Annotated in this window: 20 protein-coding genes; 15 read left to right on the top strand and 5 right to left on the bottom strand. The window is 64.1% G+C overall.

What is annotated here, in order from left to right; all coding sequences use genetic code 11:
* The first annotated feature begins 60 nt into the window (after window positions 1–60).
* A complete protein-coding gene (gene mtgA / locus G3N95_RS38240; RefSeq protein WP_205975265.1) occupies window positions 61–789 on the top strand; it encodes a monofunctional biosynthetic peptidoglycan transglycosylase in 729 nt (242 codons plus the stop codon).
* Window positions 790–873: 84 nt separating this feature from the next.
* On the opposite strand, the gene G3N95_RS38235 is transcribed toward mtgA, so the two are convergent.
* The gene (locus G3N95_RS38235) at window positions 874–1,386 is read right to left on the bottom strand and encodes an outer membrane beta-barrel protein (protein ID WP_205975264.1); all 513 of its coding nucleotides are present in this window, start codon (window positions 1,384–1,386) and stop codon (window positions 874–876) included.
* A gap of 533 nt (window positions 1,387–1,919) precedes the next feature.
* Between G3N95_RS38235 and G3N95_RS38230 the strand changes: the two genes are divergently transcribed.
* From G3N95_RS38230 to pyrF, 11 genes are all read left to right on the top strand, one after another.
* Complete coding sequence (locus tag G3N95_RS38230) at window positions 1,920–2,873, top strand: IclR family transcriptional regulator (protein ID WP_205975263.1); 954 nt, start codon at window positions 1,920–1,922, stop codon at window positions 2,871–2,873.
* The gene (locus G3N95_RS38225; protein WP_205975262.1) at window positions 2,870–3,910 is read left to right on the top strand and encodes a 2-dehydro-3-deoxygalactonokinase; all 1,041 of its coding nucleotides are present in this window, start codon (window positions 2,870–2,872) and stop codon (window positions 3,908–3,910) included. The genes G3N95_RS38230 and G3N95_RS38225 overlap by 4 nt, the downstream gene beginning before the upstream one ends.
* Window positions 3,911–3,972: 62 nt before the next feature.
* Window positions 3,973–4,653, top strand: coding sequence for a 2-dehydro-3-deoxy-6-phosphogalactonate aldolase (locus G3N95_RS38220; protein ID WP_205975261.1), 681 nt, complete (start codon window positions 3,973–3,975; stop codon window positions 4,651–4,653).
* On the top strand, window positions 4,650–5,426 hold the full coding sequence (locus tag G3N95_RS38215; RefSeq protein WP_205975260.1) for an SDR family oxidoreductase: 777 nt from the start codon (window positions 4,650–4,652) through the stop codon (window positions 5,424–5,426). Before G3N95_RS38220 ends, G3N95_RS38215 begins: the two co-directional genes overlap by 4 nt.
* A gap of 185 nt (window positions 5,427–5,611) precedes the next feature.
* The gene (locus G3N95_RS38210) at window positions 5,612–6,610 is read left to right on the top strand and encodes an arabinose ABC transporter substrate-binding protein (RefSeq protein ID WP_205975259.1); all 999 of its coding nucleotides are present in this window, start codon (window positions 5,612–5,614) and stop codon (window positions 6,608–6,610) included.
* A 199-nt stretch (window positions 6,611–6,809) separates the two neighbouring features.
* The gene (gene araG, locus G3N95_RS38205; protein ID WP_205975258.1) at window positions 6,810–8,324 is read left to right on the top strand and encodes an L-arabinose ABC transporter ATP-binding protein AraG; all 1,515 of its coding nucleotides are present in this window, start codon (window positions 6,810–6,812) and stop codon (window positions 8,322–8,324) included.
* 97 nt (window positions 8,325–8,421) lie between these two features.
* Window positions 8,422–9,438: an L-arabinose ABC transporter permease AraH gene (araH, locus tag G3N95_RS38200; RefSeq protein WP_205975257.1), complete on the top strand. Its 1,017-nt coding sequence runs from the start codon at window positions 8,422–8,424 to the stop codon at window positions 9,436–9,438.
* Window positions 9,439–9,478: 40 nt separating this feature from the next.
* Window positions 9,479–10,279, top strand: a complete 801-nt coding sequence (locus tag G3N95_RS38195; protein WP_205975256.1) for an SDR family oxidoreductase — start codon at window positions 9,479–9,481, stop codon at window positions 10,277–10,279.
* A complete protein-coding gene (locus tag G3N95_RS38190; protein ID WP_205975255.1) occupies window positions 10,276–11,217 on the top strand; it encodes an SMP-30/gluconolactonase/LRE family protein in 942 nt (313 codons plus the stop codon). Before G3N95_RS38195 ends, G3N95_RS38190 begins: the two co-directional genes overlap by 4 nt.
* A gap of 187 nt (window positions 11,218–11,404) precedes the next feature.
* Complete coding sequence (locus G3N95_RS38185) at window positions 11,405–12,463, top strand: aldose 1-epimerase (RefSeq protein ID WP_205975254.1); 1,059 nt, start codon at window positions 11,405–11,407, stop codon at window positions 12,461–12,463.
* A gap of 124 nt (window positions 12,464–12,587) precedes the next feature.
* Window positions 12,588–13,403, top strand: coding sequence for an orotidine-5'-phosphate decarboxylase (gene pyrF / locus G3N95_RS38180; protein ID WP_205975253.1), 816 nt, complete (start codon window positions 12,588–12,590; stop codon window positions 13,401–13,403).
* Between the two features lie 33 nt (window positions 13,404–13,436).
* On the opposite strand, the gene G3N95_RS38175 is transcribed toward pyrF, so the two are convergent.
* The 4 genes from G3N95_RS38175 to thiL all read right to left on the bottom strand — a co-directional run bounded on the left by G3N95_RS38175 (window position 13,437) and on the right by thiL (window position 16,161).
* Window positions 13,437–13,949 (bottom strand): cupin domain-containing protein, encoded by a 513-nt coding sequence (locus G3N95_RS38175; protein WP_205975252.1) that lies wholly within the window; start codon window positions 13,947–13,949, stop codon window positions 13,437–13,439.
* A gap of 50 nt (window positions 13,950–13,999) precedes the next feature.
* Window positions 14,000–14,500 (bottom strand): CinA family protein, encoded by a 501-nt coding sequence (locus tag G3N95_RS38170; RefSeq protein ID WP_205975251.1) that lies wholly within the window; start codon window positions 14,498–14,500, stop codon window positions 14,000–14,002.
* A gap of 34 nt (window positions 14,501–14,534) precedes the next feature.
* Complete coding sequence (locus tag G3N95_RS38165; RefSeq protein ID WP_241019178.1) at window positions 14,535–15,083, bottom strand: phosphatidylglycerophosphatase A; 549 nt, start codon at window positions 15,081–15,083, stop codon at window positions 14,535–14,537.
* A gap of 82 nt (window positions 15,084–15,165) precedes the next feature.
* Window positions 15,166–16,161: a thiamine-phosphate kinase gene (gene thiL, locus G3N95_RS38160; protein ID WP_205975286.1), complete on the bottom strand. Its 996-nt coding sequence runs from the start codon at window positions 16,159–16,161 to the stop codon at window positions 15,166–15,168.
* A gap of 250 nt (window positions 16,162–16,411) precedes the next feature.
* Between thiL and G3N95_RS38155 the strand changes: the two genes are divergently transcribed.
* The 3 genes from G3N95_RS38155 to G3N95_RS38145 all read left to right on the top strand — a co-directional run bounded on the left by G3N95_RS38155 (window position 16,412) and on the right by G3N95_RS38145 (window position 20,067).
* Complete coding sequence (locus tag G3N95_RS38155) at window positions 16,412–18,706, top strand: NADP-dependent malic enzyme (RefSeq protein ID WP_205975250.1); 2,295 nt, start codon at window positions 16,412–16,414, stop codon at window positions 18,704–18,706.
* A gap of 382 nt (window positions 18,707–19,088) precedes the next feature.
* Window positions 19,089–19,490 (top strand): ribonuclease, encoded by a 402-nt coding sequence (locus G3N95_RS38150; protein WP_205975249.1) that lies wholly within the window; start codon window positions 19,089–19,091, stop codon window positions 19,488–19,490.
* A gap of 16 nt (window positions 19,491–19,506) precedes the next feature.
* Complete coding sequence (locus G3N95_RS38145; RefSeq protein WP_205975248.1) at window positions 19,507–20,067, top strand: barstar family protein; 561 nt, start codon at window positions 19,507–19,509, stop codon at window positions 20,065–20,067.
* The last annotated feature ends 195 nt before the right edge of the window (window positions 20,068–20,262 follow it).

Here is a 20,262-nt window from a genome sequence, read left to right as displayed (position 1 = left end):
CGCCGACCGATAACCGGCTGAGCGACTGGACGACATCACTGCGACGACATGGCGACGACGATGACAAAATCGAGGCGCGCGAAGGGACAGGCGGTGAGTCCAGCACGCTGGGCGATGTATGCCGGCGCGGTCTTCGTCGTCGCGTGGATTGCGACACAGCTGTTCTATTTCGCGCAGATCGCCGTCTGGAACTACGTGAACCCGCAATCGACGGCGTTCATGCGTTCCGACGCCTGGCGTCTTTCGCAAGACCGACCGGACCTGTCGCTTCAGCATGTGTGGGTACCGTACGAGCAGATCTCGCGCAATCTGAAGCGCGCGATCATCGCGTCGGAAGATGCGAATTTCGTCAATAACAACGGCTACGAGACGGACGCGATTCTCCAGGCATGGGAGAGAAACAAGGCGCGCGGCAAGATCGTCGCAGGCGGCTCGACGATCACGCAGCAGCTTGCTCGCAATCTGTTCCTGTCGCGCGAGAAGAGCTACATCCGCAAGGGTCAGGAATTGATCATCACGTGGATGCTCGAGACGCTGATGGACAAAGAGCGAATCTTCGAGATCTATCTGAATTCGGTTGAGTGGGGCAACGGCGTCTATGGCGCGGAAGCGGCCGCGCGCTACTACTTCAGGACGTCGGCGGCGAAGCTGACGGCCGGGCAATCGGCCCGGCTCGCGGTGATGTTGCCGAGGCCGAAATACTTCGACGAGCACCGCGGCTCCGGCTACCTCGCGCAGCGCGCGCGGGTGATTGCACGCAGAATGGGAGCGGCGGAATTGCCGGAGTGACGGCCTCATTTCCGGCGCTTCCGACGCAAATCGAAACGGCGATTATCGTGCAGATGATCGCCGTTTTTCGCTTCTTGAGGCCGCTTACCGGAAGCGGTAATTCGCGCCGATGACGAAGCTGTTATTCGTCCAGTGCGTATTGTCGGCGTTGGTCGAATCGTGTGTCCATTCCGAGAACAGACTCAGGTTCTTCATGAGCATGTATTCGACGCCAAGCCCGTAGTTGAAGCGCGGTGCCGGCCAGTCGGTGGTCACACCAAGCCGCGCGTACGGCATGACGCGGCCAATGGGATAGCCGATCTTTGCGTCGACCCCACCGTCCTTGAAGGTCGCCGAACCGTGATGCAAATCGGCGAACACCTCGGCGCCGAGCACCACGGGGCCTGCGTTGAAGCCATAACCCGCAACGAAGCCGGGGAAGATCGTCGAGTGCGTCGGCTTGTTCGTGGCGCCCGATGCGCTCGACACATTCACGCCCACTTTGGCGCCGACATACGGACCCGAAAAATCGTCGATCAGTTGCTGCTGGGTCGGTTGTGCTTGCGCTGCAGCGCTGAGAGCGATCGCTGCACATGCCAATAGAGTCTTGATTGTCATTTTTCTGGAAACCTAAAAATCGCAAGAGCGCTTGGGAATCGAATAGATCTGGAAACGGTCCGAAACGGCTTTCCCGAAGTCTTTTAAGCGTCGACTTAGAGCGGATCGAGCCTAAATACAGCCTCTTGCGCGCTCAATAGGAGCGCTCTTAAAAGCGCTCCGCGAAAACCGACAGGCCGGTCTGTACTGGCGAACGGGCGCGAGCGGCAAGCGGCAATGCTTGCGAAATGTCTCCGAAAGCTGACGAGTCCCAAACATCTCAGTGTCCCAACATATGGATGCATCGCTCATATGTTGGTGAATCTCAAAAAGGCGTCCTACAATCCGTTTCAACAAGCCGAAACCGGCCAGAAACACCGCTTCGCCGCCGCGCCATGCGCGTCCCAGCAAGCGGGACGAAAATTGGAGACACCACGCCATGCCTTCCAGCACCTTGCTGACCGCCGCGCTCGCGCAGCTTCGAACCGCTCCCGGCGCAGGCCGTCACGCCGGCTTCTCGCGGTAACTCACCTTTTGTCTGTTGCCCAGTCGCCATGAACAAAGCGATGACCTCTCACGTCGAGTCCGAAGCGCCCGAAGCGTCTGAAGCCGAAGTCGTGCGCAAGCCCGCCGCGCGCCCCGCGAACGGCGCGGTCGTACCGCCGCCGCCCGCCGACACGATCGGACTGCCCAGCACGCTGCTCGACATCACGCCGCAGCAAGCCGGCACGCAGACGCTGCTGCGCGGCCTCGCGATTCTCGAAGCCGCCGCCGCCGGCGTGCGCGATCTGCGCACCTTCGGCGCGGCGCTCGGTACGACCCGCAGCACCACGCACCGGCTCGTCAGCAGCCTCGTGCAGGCGCGCTATCTGCGCCAGGTGCAAGGCGGCTATCTGCTCGGTCCTAAGCTGATCGAACTCGGCACGATCGCGCTCGAACAGATGCCGCTCACGCAGGTCGCGCGTCCGCATCTGGAATCGCTCGCCGAACAGACGCACGACACGATCCATCTCGGCGTGCGCGACGGCGACGACGTGCTTTACATCGACAAGATTCCCGGCACGCGCGGCCTCGAAATGCGTTCACGCGTCGGTCACCGGATGCCGCTCGCATCGACGGGCATCGGCAAGGCGATGATGCTCGACCTCGTTCCCGACCAGTGGCAGTCGCTGTTCGATGCGTCGCGTCGCGCGCTCGCGGGCGTCAGCTTCAAGCCTGACAACCGGCCGGACCAGCAGACCTTCATGCAGCGCATGACGAACTACTCGGCTGGCGGCTTCACCTTCGACCTCGAAGAGAACGAAGCGTCGATCCGCTGCGTGGCGGCGCCCGTGCGCGACGCGTCGGGTTCGATCGTCGCCGCGCTGTCGGTGGCGAGCACGATTCCGTACATGTCGCTCGAACGCATGGACGAACTGATTCCCGTCGTGCAGCGCGAAGCGCGCGCAATTTCGGAAGAGCTGGGCTGGCGTGTCCCGCAACCGACTACCCGCAGGATCAAACGATGAATCAGACGGGCTCGACCCTGTCCCTGGAACAAGCCCAGCCCGCGCCGACGGCGAGCAACCCCGCACTGATCGCGCTCGACTGGGGCACGACTTCGCTGCGCGCGTATCTGTTCGACGTGCACGGCGCCGTGCTGGACACGCGCGCCTCGACGGCGGGCATCATGAACCTCCCGCGCCCGGCTGCCGAAGGCGGTTTCGACGCGGCCTTCGATGCCGTCGTCGGCGGGTGGCTGGACCGCACGCCCGGTCTGCCCGTGATTGCTGCGGGCATGGTCGGCAGCGCGCAAGGCTGGAAGGAAGCGCCGTATGTGAACGCGCCTGCCAGCGCGGATGCGCTCGTCGCGGGCATCGTGCGCGTGCAGACGGCGCGTGGCGTGCCGCTGAACATCGTGCCCGGCGTGCTGCAGAACGGCGATCTGCCGAACGTGATGCGCGGCGAGGAGACGCAGATTTTCGGCGCGCTGGCCTGCGCGGGCGCGTCGGCGGCGAGCAAGGGCATGCTGATCGGCTTACCCGGCACGCACGCGAAATGGGTGATGGTGCGCGACGCGAAGATCGAGCGATTCGACACGTTCATGACGGGCGAAGTGTTCGCGGCGCTCTCCGAGCACACCATTCTCGGCCGCACGATGATCACGCCCGACCGCCCCGATACGGCCGCTTTCCTTCGAGGCGTGCAAGTCGCGCGCGACCAGGGAAAGGCCGGCGTGCTCGCGACCATTTTCAGCACGCGCACCCTTGGCCTCACGGGCCAACTGGCGCGCGAGCAGCAACCCGATTACCTGTCCGGTCTTCTGATCGGTCATGAACTGAGCGGCCTCGAAGCGGCGCTCGCGCAGCAGCAATCGACGCTCGCCGGCAACGCGCTGCAACTGATCGGCAATGAAGCGCTGTGCGAGCGTTACCGGCTTGCGCTCGCGCAGTTCGGCTGCCATCAGGCGGACCTCGTGAAGCAGGCGACCGAGCGCGGCCTATGGCGCATCGCGGCGCAAGCGGGCCTCGTCAGCGAGGCGTCGGGCGCCGCGCAGGCGAGCTGACGCGCGACCGAATGCGAGTGACCGCGACCTGAGCCGCCGCGCAACGAACCCAAGGAACCGACATGCAACTCGATCTAAATCTGCCCGCCCCGTACCAGCCGCACGCCGGCCTGATGGCCGCGTTCGAAGTGTGCCCGCTGATCGCGATCCTGCGCGGCGTGACGCCCGCCGATGCCGCCGATCAGGGCCGCGCGCTGTACGAAGCAGGCTTTCGCATCATCGAAGTCCCGCTCAACTCGCCGAATCCGTTCGACAGCATCGCGGCGATCCGCCAGGCAGTGCCCGTCGACTGCATCGTCGGCGCGGGCACGGTGCTGCGCGGCGAACTCGTGCATGACGTGAAGGCGGCGGGCGGCGAGTTGATCGTGATGCCGCACAGCGACCCCGAAGTTGTCACGACGGCGAAGTCGCTCGCGATGGCGTGCGCGCCTGGCGTCGCGACGATGACGGAAGCGTTCGTCGCGCTGAAAAACGGCGCCGATGTGCTGAAGATGTTCCCGGCCGAGCAGCTTGGCTGCCAGGTCGTGAAGGCGTGGCGCGCGGTGCTTCACAAGGACGTGCCGCTGCTGCCTGTCGGCGGGATCGCGCCGGACAACATGGGACCGTTCCTGTCCGCTGGCGCGAACGGTTTCGGACTCGGCTCGGCGCTGTACAAGCCGGGCCAGCCGGCGACGACGACGGCTTCGCATGCGAAGGCGTTCATCAACGGTCTGCGCATCGCGCGCGCGGGCGTGAAGAAATGAAACGGCTGCAAGGCAAGGTTGCGCTGGTGACGGGCGCGGGACGCGGCATCGGCGCGGCGATCGCGACGGCGTTCGCGCGCGAGGGCGCGGCTGTCGTGCTCGCGGAACTCGATGTCGAGACGGCGCAGCGCACAGCCGCTGACATTGCCGCGCAGACTGGCGGCAAGACGCTCGCCGTGCAGACAGACGTCACGCAATCGGCCTCCGTGCAGCGCGCGGTGAGCGAAGGCGAAAACGCGTTCGGTCCCGTCGACGTGCTGGTGAACAACGCGGGCATCAATGTGTTCTGCGATCCGCTGACGATGACCGACGACGACTGGCGCCGCTGTTTCGCCGTCGATCTCGACGGCGTGTGGAACGGTTGCCGCGCGGTGCTGCCGGGGATGGTCGAGCGCGGCGCGGGCAGCATCGTGAACATCGCGTCGACACACTCGTTCAAGATCATTCCGGGCTGCTTCCCGTATCCGGTCGCGAAGCACGGTGTGATCGGCCTCACGCGCGCGCTCGGTATCGAGTACGCGCCGCGCAACGTGCGGGTCAACGCGATCGCGCCGGGCTACATCGAAACGCAGTTGACACGCGACTGGTGGGACGGCCAGGCCGATCCCGCCGCCGCAAAGCAGGCGACGCTCGATCTGCAGCCGATGGGTCGCATCGGCAAGCCGGAAGAAGTCGCGATGACGGCCGTGTTTCTCGCGTCGGATGAAGCACCGTTCATCAACGCGAGCTGTATCACCGTCGATGGCGGACGTTCGGCGCTGTATCACGACTGAGCCAATCCGGGGTTGGAGCGAAGAACAACAAAGCAGTAGCGAAGGAACAGAAAACAGCAGCAAACCCGCCTCGACAACGAGGCGACGGTGTGACCCGCCTGACGCGCTGGCCGCGTGTGTCGATGGCGGTACAAGAAGACGCGGCCAATACCTTCTCGTTACTCATTAGTCAGGAGACACGCAACATGAAACGCAGAATTTTCCTCACGCTCGCAGCAGCGGCGACGGCGGTGGCCTTCAACGCGCCCGTCGCGCAGGCCGCGGATACGGTCAAGATCGGCTTCCTCGTGAAGCAGCCCGAAGAGCCGTGGTTCCAGGACGAGTGGAAGTTCGCCGAACAGGCTGCGAAGGACAAGGGCTTCACGCTGGTGAAGATCGGCGCGCCGTCGGGCGAGAAGGTCATGAGCGCGATCGACAACCTCGCCGCCCAAAAGGCGCAGGGCTTCGTGATCTGCACGCCGGACGTGAAGCTCGGACCGGGCATCGTCGCGAAGGCGAAGGCTGACAACCTGAAGATGATGACGGTGGACGACCGTCTCGTCGACGGCGCGGGCAAGCCGATCGAGTCGGTGCCGCACATGGGCATTTCGGCCTACAACATCGGCAAGCAGGTCGGCGACGGTCTGGCTGCGGAAATCAAGAAGCGCGGCTGGGACATGAAGGACGTCGGCGCGATCGACGTGACCTACGAACAGCTGCCGACGGCTCATGACCGCACGTCGGGCGCCACCGACGCGCTGATCGCAGCCGGTTTCCCGAAGGCCAACATCATCGCCGCGCCGCAAGCGAAGACGGACACGGAAAACGCGTTCAACGCAGCGAACATCGCGCTGACGAAGAATCCGAACTTCAAGCACTGGATCGCCTACGGCCTGAACGACGAAGCCGTGCTCGGCGCGGTGCGCGCAGCGGAAGGCCGTGGCTTCAAGGCCGACAACATGATCGGCATCGGCATCGGCGGTTCGGACTCGGCGCTGAACGAGTTCAAGAAGCCGAACCCGACGGGCTTCTACGGCACCGTGATCATCAGCCCGAAGCGTCACGGCGAAGAGACGTCGGAACTGATGTACACGTGGATCACGCAAGGCAAGGAACCGCCGAAGCTGACGCTGACGACGGGCATGCTCGCCACGCGCGACAACGTCGGCGAAGTGCGTGAAAAGATGGGTCTCGCATCGAAGTAAGCACGACCGGCACGCGTGAATGCCCGTCTGCGGCATTCACGCATGGCGCAGGTTCTGTCCGTGAGTGACGGGACCTGCGCACGACGGAGCGGCATCGGAAGCAGAGGGGCAAGCCATCGTGCAAGCCGCGCGGACATCACGCGCAACACGGCGAACGGCCACGGCGCACGAAGGTTCAATCGAAGTAAAAGGAGGCAAAGTGTCAGCGACGCTGCGTTTTGACAATATCGGCAAGGTGTTTCCAGGCGTGCGTGCGCTCGACGGAATCTCTTTCGACGTGCACGCGGGCAAGGTGCATGGCCTGATGGGCGAAAACGGCGCGGGGAAATCGACCCTGCTGAAGATTCTAGGCGGCGAATATCAGCCGGATTCCGGCCGCGTGTTGATCGACGAGAACGAAGTGCGCTTCGCAAATGCGGGCGCGTCGATCGCTGCGGGGATCGCGGTGATTCACCAGGAACTGCAGTACGTGCCGGACCTGACGGTGTCGGAAAACCTGCTGCTCGGCCGTCTGCCGAACACAGTCGGTTTCGTGAAGAAGAGCGAAGCGAAGCGCTTCGTGCGCGAGCAGCTCGCGGCGATGGGCGTCGATCTCGATCCGAACGCGAAGCTGCGCAAACTGTCGATCGCGCAGCGCCAGATGGTCGAAATCTGCAAGGCGCTGATGCGCAACGCCCGCGTGATCGCGCTCGACGAACCGACGAGTTCGCTGTCGCACCGCGAGACGGAAGTGCTGTTCAAGCTGGTGCGCGCTTTGCGCGCCGACAACCGCGCGCTGATCTACATCTCGCACCGGATGGACGAGATCTATCAGCTGTGCGACGCATGCACGATTTTCCGCGACGGCCGCAAGGTCGCGTCGCATCCGACGCTAGAGGGCGTGAGTCGCGACACGATCGTCAGCGAAATGGTCGGCCGCGAAATCTCCGACATTTATGGCTACCGCGCCCGTGAACTCGGCGAAGTGCGCTTCTCGGCGAAGAACATCGAAGGCAAGCCGCTGACGGAACCGGCCAGCTTCGAGGTGCGGCGTGGCGAGATCGTCGGCTTCTTCGGGCTGGTGGGCGCAGGCCGCAGCGAACTGATGCACCTGATCTACGGCGACGACCCGAAGAAGGGCGGCGAACTCGTGCTCGACGGCAAGCCGATCAAGGTGAAGAGCGCCGGCGATGCGATCCGCCAGGGCATCGTGCTGTGCCCGGAAGACCGCAAGGAAGAAGGCATCGTCGCGATCGCGTCGGTGGCGGAGAACATCAATATCAGCTGCCGCCGGCACTACCTGAAGGCGGGGCTGTTCCTCGACCGCAAGAAGGAAGCGGAGACGGCCGACCGTTTCATCAAGCTGCTGAAGATCAAGACGCCGAGCCGCCGGCAAAAGATCCGCTTCCTGTCGGGCGGCAACCAGCAGAAAGCGATTCTGTCGCGCTGGCTGGCCGAACCGGATCTGCGCGTGGTGATTCTCGACGAACCGACGCGCGGCATCGACGTCGGCGCGAAGCACGAGATCTACAACGTGATTTACGAGCTGGCCGAGCGCGGCTGCGCAATCGTGATGATTTCGTCGGAACTGCCGGAAGTGCTCGGCGTGTCGGACCGTATCGTCGTGATGCGCCAGGGGCGTATTTCGGGTGAGCTGCCGCGCAGCGGCGCAAGCGAGCAATCGGTGCTGAGCCTCGCGCTGCCGAAGAGTTCGACGACGGCGCAGGCAGCGTGAGCGCCTGGGCCGATCGAAACGAAAACCGCAAGACATCTGTAACTGACGGGACCTACAACAGTCCTGTAACCCGTGGGCAACGGGAGGAGTGAACCAAATGCAAGCCAGAGAAAACCTCGCGCAACAGGCTGCCAAGAGCGCCGCCGAAGCGCTGATTCCGCAAACCAGCGACAAGCAGAAGTGGTGGCAGCAGATCACCGAATACAGCCTGATCGTGATTTTCGCGTTGATGTTCATCACGATGTCGCTGACCGTCGATCACTTCTTCTCGATCGAGAACATGCTCGGCCTCGCGCTGTCGATTTCGCAGATCGGCATGGTCGCGTGCACGATGATGTTCTGTCTCGCGTCGCGTGACTTCGACCTGTCCATCGGCTCGACGGTCGCCTTCGCCGGCGTGCTGTGCGCGATGGTGCTCAACGCGACGGGCAACACCTTCATCGCGATCGTCGCCGCCGTCGTGGCCGGTTCCGTGATCGGCTTCGTCAACGGCGCGGTGATCGCGTATCTGCGCATCAACGCGCTGATCACGACGCTCGCGACGATGGAAATCGTGCGCGGCCTCGGCTTCATCGTGTCGCACGGTCAGGCCGTGGGCGTGTCGTCGGATACGTTCATCGCGCTCGGCAGCCTGTCGATGTTCGGCGTGTCGCTGCCCATCTGGGTGACGCTGGTCTGCTTCATCGTGTTCGGCGTGATGCTGAATTCGACGGTGTACGGCCGCAACACGCTGGCGATCGGCGGCAATCCGGAAGCGTCGCGTCTCGCCGGTATCAACGTCGAACGCACGCGCGTCTACATCTTCCTGATTCAGGGTGCGGTGACGGCGCTGGCGGGCGTGATTCTCGCGTCGCGTATCACGTCGGGTCAGCCGAACGCAGCGGAAGGCTTCGAGCTGAACGTGATCTCGGCGTGCGTGCTGGGCGGCGTGTCGCTGCTTGGCGGCCGCGCGACGATTTCGGGTGTCGTGATCGGCGTGCTCATCATGGGCACGGTTGAAAACGTGATGAACCTGATGAACATCGACGCGTTCTACCAGTACCTCGTGCGTGGTGCGATCCTGCTCGCCGCGGTGCTGCTGGACCAGTTGAAGAACCGCGGTTCACGCGACTGATTCTTCAAAACACTCAATGCCGGAAGAAGGAAACCGAACGATGTCGTCTCCCGCCAACGCGAACGCGCGTGAAGAACAGAGCGTGTATGCGCGCTATCCGAGCCTCGTGGACCGCACGGTGCTGATCACGGGCGGCGCGACGGGCATCGGCGCATCGTTCGTCGAGCACTTCGTCGCGCAGGGCGCGCGCGTCGCGTTCTTCGATATCGACGAAACGGCGGGCGACGCGCTCGCCGATCAACTCGGCGATTCGCGTCACAAGCCGCTGTTCCTGTATGTCGATCTGACGGATGTCGATGCGCTGCACAAGGCTATCGCCGATGTGCGCGCGGCGCTCGGCCCCATCGACGTGCTGGTGAACAACGCGGCGAACGACAAGCGTCACAAGATCGAAGAGGTGACGCCCGAGTCGTTCGATGCGGGCATCGCCGTAAACATTCGCCATCAGTTCTTCGCGGCGCAGGCTGTTGCGGAAGACATGAAGGCCGCACGGCGCGGCTCGATCATCAATCTCGGCTCGATCAGCTGGATGCTGAAGAACGGCGGCTATCCCGTGTACACGCTGTCGAAGTCGGCGGTGCAGGGGCTCACGCGCGGGCTCGCGCGCGATCTCGGCCACTACGGCATTCGTGTCAACTCGCTGGTGCCGGGCTGGGTGATGACGGACAAGCAGAAGCGTCTGTGGCTCGACGACGCCGGGCGCCTCGCGATCAAGCAGGGCCAGTGCATCGACGCCGAACTGCTGCCCGACGACCTCGCTCGGATGGCGCTCTTCCTCGCGGCCGACGACAGCCGCATGATCACCGCGCAGGACATCATCGTCGACGGGGGCTGGGCATGAGCGACACGATCAACAACAACGCCGCAAGCAACGTTCAGGCGGCGCTGCTCGTCGATTCGCAATGCACGCTGGGCGAAGGCGCAACGTGGGACGCGCGCAGCGGCCTCTTCTACTGGACGGATATCGAAGGCGCGCGGCTGTGGCGTTACGACCCGCGCGATGGCGGCAGCACGTCCTGGCCCATGCCGGAGCGGCTCTCGACCTTCGCGCTGTGCGCCGACCCGCATTACATGCTGCTGGGGCTCGCATCACGGCTCGCTTTCTTCGACCTTGCAACGGGTCAGATCGAACCGATCATCGATGTGGAGCCTGGCATGAATACCCGTGTGAACGACGGACGTTGCGATCGCCAGGGACGCTTCGTGTTCGGCACGAAGGATGAAGCGTCCCCCGTGCAGCCCATCGGCGGGTTTTACCGGCTGAATCACGATCTGTCGCTCGAACGATTGCCGTTGCCGGCGCCGGCGATTTCGAACAGTATCGCGTTCAGCCCCGACGGCGCGACGATGTACTTCTGCGATTCGCCGACGCTCGAAATCCGCGCATGTGATTACAACGCGGACGGCAGCGTGACGAACGAGCGCCTGTTCGTGAAGCTGACCGACAGCACGGGCGAGCCGGACGGTTCGACCGTCGACAGCGAAGGCGGCCTGTGGAATGCGCAGTGGGGCGGACGCCGCGTCGTGCGTTACGACGCGGGCGGCATGGAGACGGAGCGCGTCGACGTGCCGACCGCGCAGCCCAGCTGTGTCGCGCTGGGCGGCGCGCAACTCGGTACGCTGTATGTGACGAGTGCGCGTGTCGGGCTCGACGCGCAGGCGCTGGCAGGCGACACGCGCGCAGGCGGTGTGTATGTCGCGACGCAGGGGCGGCATGGTTTGCCGGAACCGGTGTTCAAGGGTTCCCCGGTTGCGCTCGAGGCGAAACGGGGCGTATAAACCCCATCGAACCAGAAGCGTTTCCACGTATCCAACGCAGGGCAGGTCAGGCCCCTTGCACGTCCACCGGGGCATGACATGCAGCAAAACTCAGGAGGCGGCCGCTACGACGCGCCGCCCGCACAAGCAGCCATCTGTTCTCCGATGCGCCGATTACGCTGTCCGATGCCTCTCGTGGGAGTTTGATATGACTGTCGCGAATTCCGCTGCCCCGACTTCTCCACAATCGCGCGCGCGGCGCGCCCGGCTTGCGGCTGCCGTGCAGCCCGTGCTGGCAGGACCGAGCACATCCGCAGTTGCCGTCGGCGCGGGCGCCGCCGGCGATGTCGCGTGCGTGACGCTCGCCAATTCGCTGCTGCGGCTCGATGTGGCGCCGTCGCTGGGCGGCGGTGTCACGCGCTTCGACTTTCGCAACGAGGGCACGCTCGTGCCCGTGTTCAGACGCTGCCGTCATGTCGATCCCGCCACCGACGCGAACGATCTCGCCTGCTATTCGCTGCTGCCGTATTCGAACCGGATCGGCGGCGGGCAATTCAAGCTGGGCGAACGTGCGATCGACGTGCCGTGCAACCGCGCGGGCGAACCGCTGCCGATCCACGGCGACGGCTGGCTCGCGAACTGGGACGTCGCGGCGGCCGATCAGGAGAGTGTCACGCTGACGCTCGACCGGCGTGACGGCAAGCCGTACGCGTATCGCGCGACGCAGACCTACGCGCTGGAAGGTTCGACGCTCGTCATCACGCTCGAGGTGGAAAACACGGGGCGCGACGCGATGCCGTTCGGCCTCGGCGTGCATCCGTTTCTGGTGCGCGACGCCGATACGCAGTTGTCGGCGGCGGCGGCGGGCCTGTGGCTGTCCGGCGACGACTGGCTGCCCGTGCGCCATGTGCCCGTGCCGCCCGCGTGGCAATTCGGCGTCGCGTATCCGTTGCCGCGCCCGGTGGTGAACCATGCGTTCACTGGCTGGAGCGGCCACGCGACGGTCGTGTGGCCGAAGCGCCGCCTGTCGCTGACGGTGTCGTCGAACACCGAGTACTACATTCTCTATACGCCGGAGTCGAAGGACTTCTTCTGCTTCGAACCCGTTGATCATCCGATCAACGCGATGAACCTGCCGGGCGGCGCGGCCGCCAACGGCATGACGGTGCTCGGACGCGGCGAACGGCTCGTGCGCTCGTTCAGCTTCGCGGTCGAACGCACCGGCTTGCGGGCGGTGGCAGGCGGACGCGGGGCGAAGCGCGGGTAAGCACGAGCAAGCACGACCGGGCACCCGTGCAGACGGGAACGGGAAGATAGCGGATCCGGCCCGCATCCGGCGGCGCGGGTAAAATACGCGGCTCATCCGTTACCCGCGCGCCGCGAGATTTCCTATGTCCACATTCATCCAGACGCTCGACCACGCATGGCACACGACGAACTCGCTGCTGTGCGTCGGCCTCGATCCCGAGCCGTCGAAGTTTCCCGGCGCGTACGCCAACCGTTCGGACGCGATTTTCGATTTCTGCAAGAAGATCGTCGACGCGACCGCGCCGTACGCGTCGTCGTTCAAGCCGCAGATCGCGTACTTCGCTGCGCATCGCGCCGAAGAGCAACTCGAACAGCTGATCGCGCACATTCATCTGAAACATTCGGGCCTGCCCGTGATTCTGGACGCGAAGCGCGGCGACATCGGCAGCACGGCCGAGCAGTATGCACGCGAAGCGTTCGACCGTTATCGCGCGGACGCCGTCACGGTGAATCCGTACATGGGCTTCGATTCGATCGAGCCGTATCTGGAGCACGCGGGCAAGGGCGTGATCGTGCTGTGCCGGACGTCGAATCCGGGCGGATCCGACCTGCAATTCCTCGAAACGGCTGGCCGTCCGCTGTATCAGACGGTCGCGCGGCTCGCGGCCGAAAAGTGGAACGTGAAGGGCCAGTTGGGCCTCGTGGTCGGCGCGACGTTCCCGAAGGAAATCGAAGTGGTGCGCGGCATCGTCGGCGACATGCCGCTGCTGATTCCGGGCATCGGCGCGCAGGGCGGCGACGTCGAGGCGACGGTGAAGGCGGGCCGCACGGCGGCGGGCACCGGGATGCTGATCAATTCGTCGCGCGCGATTCTCTATGCAGGCAAGGGCGACGACTGGGTCGAAGCCGCCGCGCAGGCCGCGAAAGATACGCGCGACCGCATCAACGCGTTTCTCTGACGCGCGGCTCGTAGCGCCGCGAGCCGGTCCCGTCTATCGGGCGGTGACTGGCCCGAGCCTGACGATCAGCTCACGCTGCTGCGGATAATCGCGCAGCAGCGCATCCACATCCGCCATTTCAAACTCGCTGAACTCGAATCCCGGCGCAACCGTGCAGCCGACGAGCGCCACGCTCGCGGCATCGTCGCATTGCGCGGCGAACCAGCGGCCGGACGATACGACGGCCTGAAACACGCAATCGACCCGTTCGAGCGCGTTGCCGAGACGGTGAACGGTGAGCGCGCCGTCGTCTTCGAGCACGTAGACGTTGAGGGGATCGCCGGCGTAGAAATGCCAGACTTCGTCGGATCGAATACGATGCCACGCCGAATGCGCGCCGTCGCACAGCAGGTAGTAGATGGCCGTCGACGCGGAGCGCTTATCCGCTGAGCCAGCGCGGTGAACGGGATCGGCGGAGCGATATGTCTCGCGAAAGAAGCCGCCTTCGGGGTGCGGCTGGAGATCGAAGCGGCGGATCAGTTCATCGCGGTCGATATGTCGGGCCATGATTTCCTGCTGTCGTTGAGAACGGCTCGCGCCGCCGTCGTCGGAAAAACTCAGCGCTCGCGCTCGTCGAGCAAGGTCAGCAGGCCGCGCAATGCATGTGTCGCTGCCTGCACGCGCACCCGCTCGCGGTCGCCCTTGAACACGAGCGTCTCGACAACCGTATGCAAGCGGTTGCTCCATCCGAAGCACACCATGCCGACCGGCTTGGTCTCGGTGCCGCCGCCCGGACCCGCGACACCCGTAATGGACAGCGCGACCTGAGCGCGCGAATTCCGCAGCGCCCCTTCGACCATCGCCCGGGCGACGGGCTCGGACACGGCGCCATGCTTGTCGATCATATCGGGCGGAACGCCGATCATCTCGCTCTTCGCCTGGTTCGAGTAGGTGACGAAGCCGCGCTCGAACCACCCGCTGCTGCCGGAAATGTCGGTGATGGCCGTCGCGACCATGCCGCCCGTGCAGGATTCAGCCGTGGCGAGCATCAGCCGCTCGTCCCGCAGACGATTGCCGACGCGAATGGCGAGTTGGTGGACGACGGAATCGGTAGCCATGCTGGACTCGGGGTAAGAAAAACGCTGCGAATGATCAGACGGACATCCGCCAGAGCGCAATCACGAGCAACGTGAAAAACGCCGCGACGAGATCATCGAACATGATGCCAAAGCCGCCTTTCAGTCTGCGGTCGAAATAACGGATGGGCGGCGGTTTCACCATGTCGAAGAAGCGGAATACGATGAACGCCCACAATTGTCCCGTGAAGGTCGCAGGCGTTACCATCAGCAGCACGAGCCAGAACGCGACGATCTCGTCCCACACGACGGGCGACGGGTCGTCGATGCCGAGCCGGTTCGCGGTGAAGCCGCAGATGCCGATGCCGGCGACGAAGCCGACCACGATCAGGATGCCCCATTCGATGACGGTCAGCTGGGCGCTGAACGCAGCGAACGATGCCCACGCGAACAGTGTGCCGACCGTGCCCGGCGCGATGGGCGAAAGGCCGCTGCCGAATCCCAGCGACAAGATATGCAACGGATGTGACAGCATGAAGCGAGCAGTCGCGCGGCGGGGCCGCGGCGCGCGCGGCTGGCCGCGAGGCGCGCCGTTCGAGCCTGCTTCGGCTGCTCCGTCCGGCATGCCGGAGGACGATCCGCCGGCAGGGCGGGTTGGTTCGCCGGTTGGCGCGTCGGAGAAACTGCCCGCCGGGCCAAGCGAGGATTCATTCTGCATGGAAATGATCGAAGCCTTGCAACGTCAGATTGAGTGGAGCGCCCGACGCATCGCGCCACGAGATCGCGGGCGCAGCGCCGGCCGCATCGAGCGCAGTTATTGTACCGACGCGCGTCACGGGCACACGCGCCTGTTGACCTGCCGCAACGACTGCGTCCCGTAAGGAAGACGGCGCGGTGAAGCACAGTTCGTAGTCGTCGCCGCCTGCGATCGTGCAGCGCCGCTGGATGTCGGCGGGAAGACGGCGCAGCGCGTCCGAGCGCGGCAATGCATCGGCGTCGACGATCGCATTGACGTGCGAGCGTTCGAGGATGTGCATCAGATCGCCCGCAAGGCCGTCCGAAATATCGAGCGCGGCGCGCGCGACGCCGCGCAACGCGAGGCCCAACGCGACGCGCGGCTCCGGCAGATTCATGGCGCGGCGGAATGTCGCAGCATCGTTGGCATCGACGGACCACTCGTTGCGTTGCACGCCGAGGCTTGCGCGCGCGTCGCCGAGCGTTCCCGAAATCCAGATGTCATCGCCGGGTTGCGCGGCGTCGCGGCGCAGCGCCGCTTGCGGCGGCACGGAGCCGAACACGGTGAGGCACAGATTGAGCGGGCCGCCCGTCGTGTCGCCGCCGACCAGTTCGCAGCCGTGACGCTCGGCGAGTTCGAACAGACCGTCGCTGAACGCGGCCAGCCAGTCTGCGTCTGCTTTCGGCAGCGAGAACGCCAATGTGAAGGCTTGCGGCTTCGCGCCCATCGCGGCGAGATCCGACAGATTCACGGCCAGCGCCTTGTGGCCGAGCGCCTTGGGATCGACATCGGGAAAGAAATGGCGGCCCGCGACCAGCATGTCGGTTGAGATGGCGAGCATCTCGCCTGCCGGCGGCGCGAGCAGCGCGCAATCGTCACCGATGCCGAGCGCGGCGCGCTGAGGATAGGACGCACCCGCCGCGCGGCGCGCAAAGAAGCGGTCGATCAGCGAAAACTCTGAAAGCATAAACAAGGCATGTGACTGCGAAAGGCCGCCGAAGCGAGTGGATGGATGCGCTCAAGAAGCGCCAATGGAAGCTAACACGACGTTAAAGGCGCGCTTCGTAGTCCCGGTGCGGGCAGGGGTCCGCGGCCGCGCTTTCCTTTCACGCTGTTTCGGTCGCGGCACTTGCACCCGGATTGCAGGCTTCGACTTTTGGGATTGGCGCTACAATGCCGTCGAACATCTATTCTAATCCGCACTTCCAAGTCCGCTTATGTCGACTCCCGTCAATACCAAACTCCGTGAAGCCGCTCTCGATTACCACGAATTCCCGACCCCCGGGAAGATCGCGATCGCCCCGACGAAGCAGATGATCAACCAGCGCGACCTCGCGCTGGCGTACTCGCCGGGCGTTGCGTTCGCGTGCGAGGCGATCGTCGAGGATCCGCTGAATGCTGCGCGCTTCACGGCGCGCAGCAACCTGGTCGGCGTCGTGTCGAACGGCACGGCAGTGCTCGGTCTCGGCAACATCGGGCCGCTTGCGTCGAAGCCGGTCATGGAAGGCAAGGCCGTGCTGTTCAAGAAGTTCGCCGGTATCGACGTGTTCGACATCGAGCTGAACGAGTCGGACCCGCACAAGCTGGTCGAGGTGATCGCCGCGCTGGAACCTACGTTCGGCGGCATCAACCTGGAAGACATCAAGGCGCCGGACTGCTTCATCGTCGAGCGCGAATGCCGCAAGCGCATGAAGATCCCCGTCTTCCACGACGACCAGCACGGCACGGCGATTGTCGTCGCGGCGGCGATCTCGAACGGCCTGAAGGTGGTCGGCAAGAGCATCAAGGAAGTGAAGCTGGTGGCGTCGGGCGCGGGCGCGGCGTCGCTCGCGTGTCTGAACCTGCTGGTCGATCTCGGCATGCCGCTCGAGAACATCTACGTGACGGACCTGGCCGGCGTGGTCTACAAGGGCCGCACGGAACTGATGGACCCGGACAAGGAGCGTTTCGCGCGCGAGACGGACGCCCGCACGCTGGCGGAAGTGATGGACGGCGCGGACGTGTTCCTCGGCCTGTCGGCGGGCGGCGTGCTCAAGCAGGACATGGTCAAGCAGATGGCCGGTAAGCCGCTGATTCTGGCGCTCGCCAATCCGACGCCGGAAATCCTGCCGGAACTGGCGCTCGAAGTGCGTCCGGACGCGGTGCTGGCAACGGGCCGCACCGACTACCCGAACCAGGTCAACAACGTCCTGTGCTTCCCGTTCATCTTCCGTGGCGCACTGGATGTCGGCGCAACCGTCATCACGAAGGAAATGGAAATCGCCGCGGTCAACGCGATTGCTGAGCTGGCTCGTCAGGAGCAGTCGGACATCGTCGCGACGGCTTACGGCATTCAGGATCTGTCGTTCGGGCCGGAATACCTGATTCCGAAGCCTTTCGATCCGCGTCTGATCGTGCAGATCGCGCCCGCGGTCGCGCAGGCCGCGATGGATGCAGGTGTCGCGACGCGTCCGATCGAGGACATGGAGGCGTACAAGCAGCATCTGCAGCAGTTCGTCTACCACAGCGGCACGACGATGAAGCCGATCTTCCAGCTGGCGCGCGGCGTCGAGCCGGAGAAGAAGCGCATCGTGTTCGCGGAAGGCGAAGAAGAGCGCGTGCTGCGCGCGGTGCAGATCGTCGTCGACGAAAAGCTTGCGAAGCCGATTCTGATCGGCCGTCCGGCTGTGATCGAGCAGCGCATCGCGAAGTTCGGCCTGCGTCTGGTGAACGGCCAGGACTACACGGTCGTCAACACGGACCACGACGAGCGTTACCGCGATTTCTGGCAGACGTATCACAAGATGATGTGCCGCAAGGGCTTCACCGAGCAGATGGCGAAGCTGGAAATGCGCCGCCGTACGACGCTGATCGGCTCGATGCTGGTCACGAAGGGTCACGCCGACGGCATGATCTGCGGCACGGTCAGCACGACGCACCGCCACCTGCACTTCATCGACCAGGTGATCGGCAAGAAGGACGGCGCCAAGGTCTACGCGGCGATGAACGCGCTGGTGCTGCCGAACCGCCAGATTTTCCTCGTCGATACGCACGTGAACGTCGATCCGACGGCGGAAGAACTGGCCGAAATCACGATCATGGCGGCGGAAGAAGTGCGCCGTTTCGGCATCGAGCCGAAGATCGCGCTGCTGTCGCACTCGAACTTCGGCACGAGCAATGCGCCGTCCGCGCAGAAGATGCGCGACGTGCTGGCGCTCTTGCAGGAGCGCGCGCCGCATCTGCAGGTGGACGGCGAAATGCACGGCGATCTCGCGCTCGACGCGAACCTGCGCCGTGAAGTGCTCGCCGAATCGACGCTGGAAGGCGACGCGAACCTGCTGGTGCTGCCGAACATCGACGCCGCGAACATCTCGTACAACCTGCTGAAGACGGCAGCGGGCAACAACATCGCGATCGGGCCGATCCTGCTGGGCGCGGCCAAGCCGGTGCACGTGCTGACGCCGTCGGCGACGGTTCGCCGGATCGTCAATATGACGGCGCTGCTGGTGGCGGACGTCAACGCTACGCGTTAAAGCTGTCCCTTTATCCGCGCAGGCTGGTGAATGCCGGCTCGCGCGGATAAAAAAAGGGCGTGCCCGCAATGGGCACGCCTTCGAGCATTGGCTGGGGATTAGCCATCCCGCAAAAAGGCCGACGCGCGACAAGGTTCCGCTGTGCGGACCGTCCAGACGACGAGGCATGAGAGTCGTCTCGCTTCGTACCTCGAAGATAAGTTTATCCCGCTCGGGATAATTTCTCTGTCAAGATGTGTCAAAACTGGCGCGGACGCCTTGTCCGTTTCGCCTGGACGACCTTTCGTCCGACTAATGAACATTGATTCCAAAGGACATTAGCGATACCCTTACGACTTTCATGGTCGTCAAACTCGTTAGTCAACAGCGGGAATCCTGATTCATGGCACGCAAGTGGCTCCGCGACGGCGTGCTGATCGCCGCTTTGACGGTTGGCGGTCTTGTCGGCGGTTTTTCGTCAGGTGCCTGGGCTCGGGAAACGCAACAGGGACAGGTGGGCGGCACCATCGCGGCGGCGCAATTACCGCCTGAAGCCGTCAGTACATTGAACTTGATTGCAGCCGGCGGGCCTTACCCGTATGAGAAGGACGGCGTCGTATTCGGCAATCGTGAGCGGTTGCTGCCGCCGCACCGGCGCGGCTATTACCACGAATACACCGTTCCCTCGCCTGGCGCCCGCGATCGCGGCGCACGCCGCATAGTCTGTGGAGGGCCGCTCAGGCGGACCAGCAATTGTTATTACTCAGACGACCACTACGCCAGTTTTAATCGCATTATTGAATGACATCGGGATAATCGGCATGAGCGACAACGTCTACGCGCACGACTCGAAAGTCGCGACGGATTTTTTCGCGGCCGGCGACGGCAATATGTTTCAGCGCGTCATGCAGATGCGCGATGCCGGCCAGGTCCGTGACGTCCAGAACGAAGCCAGTACGGGCCTTTCATCGGAAGAGGAGCGCATGAGTCTTTTCCAGACCGTACGACCGAACATCGTGCAGTCGATCCGCGCGTTCCGCGTGCAGGATCTCGCCGACGAAGCAAATCGGCTCGGTCAGCATTTTCTCTATGCGTTTGTCGGCAATGCCCAGTCGAAACAGGAGGTCATGGAGACCATCGCGACGTCGTTCCTGTTTCCGAAGCATTTCGGCAAGAACTACGACGCACTGTATGACTCGCTGACCGATCTTGTGCACAAGGCGGGTTCGCAGCCGGGCTTCGTCATCGTTCTCGAGGCGCTGCCCATCGCGATCAAGTTCGACAAGGAAGCGCGCGAGACGCTGCTCGACGTGTTCCGCGAAGCCGCCGAATTCTGGGCTGAGCGCAAGGTGGCGTTCCGGGTGTTTTACTCGTTTGCCTGAGACGTTCCTGGTCGACGGCTCTCGTCTGATCGGCAATAAGAAAGAAAAAGGCCCGCCAAAAATTGGCGGGCCTTTTGCATTTGTGCGCCCAGCATGGGCGCACTCCTGCGGGTGCAAGTCCCGCCATAAGCTGGTCACAGCGAATGAAGTGAAGCGCAACTGCATGAGGGCGACCGAGTGTGGGGAGGAAGCGTG

It is taken from the genome of Paraburkholderia sp. Tr-20389 (genome assembly GCF_017104565.1).
Classification (GTDB): domain Bacteria; phylum Pseudomonadota; class Gammaproteobacteria; order Burkholderiales; family Burkholderiaceae; genus Paraburkholderia.
This window is presented reverse-complemented; position numbering and strand designations above follow the sequence as displayed.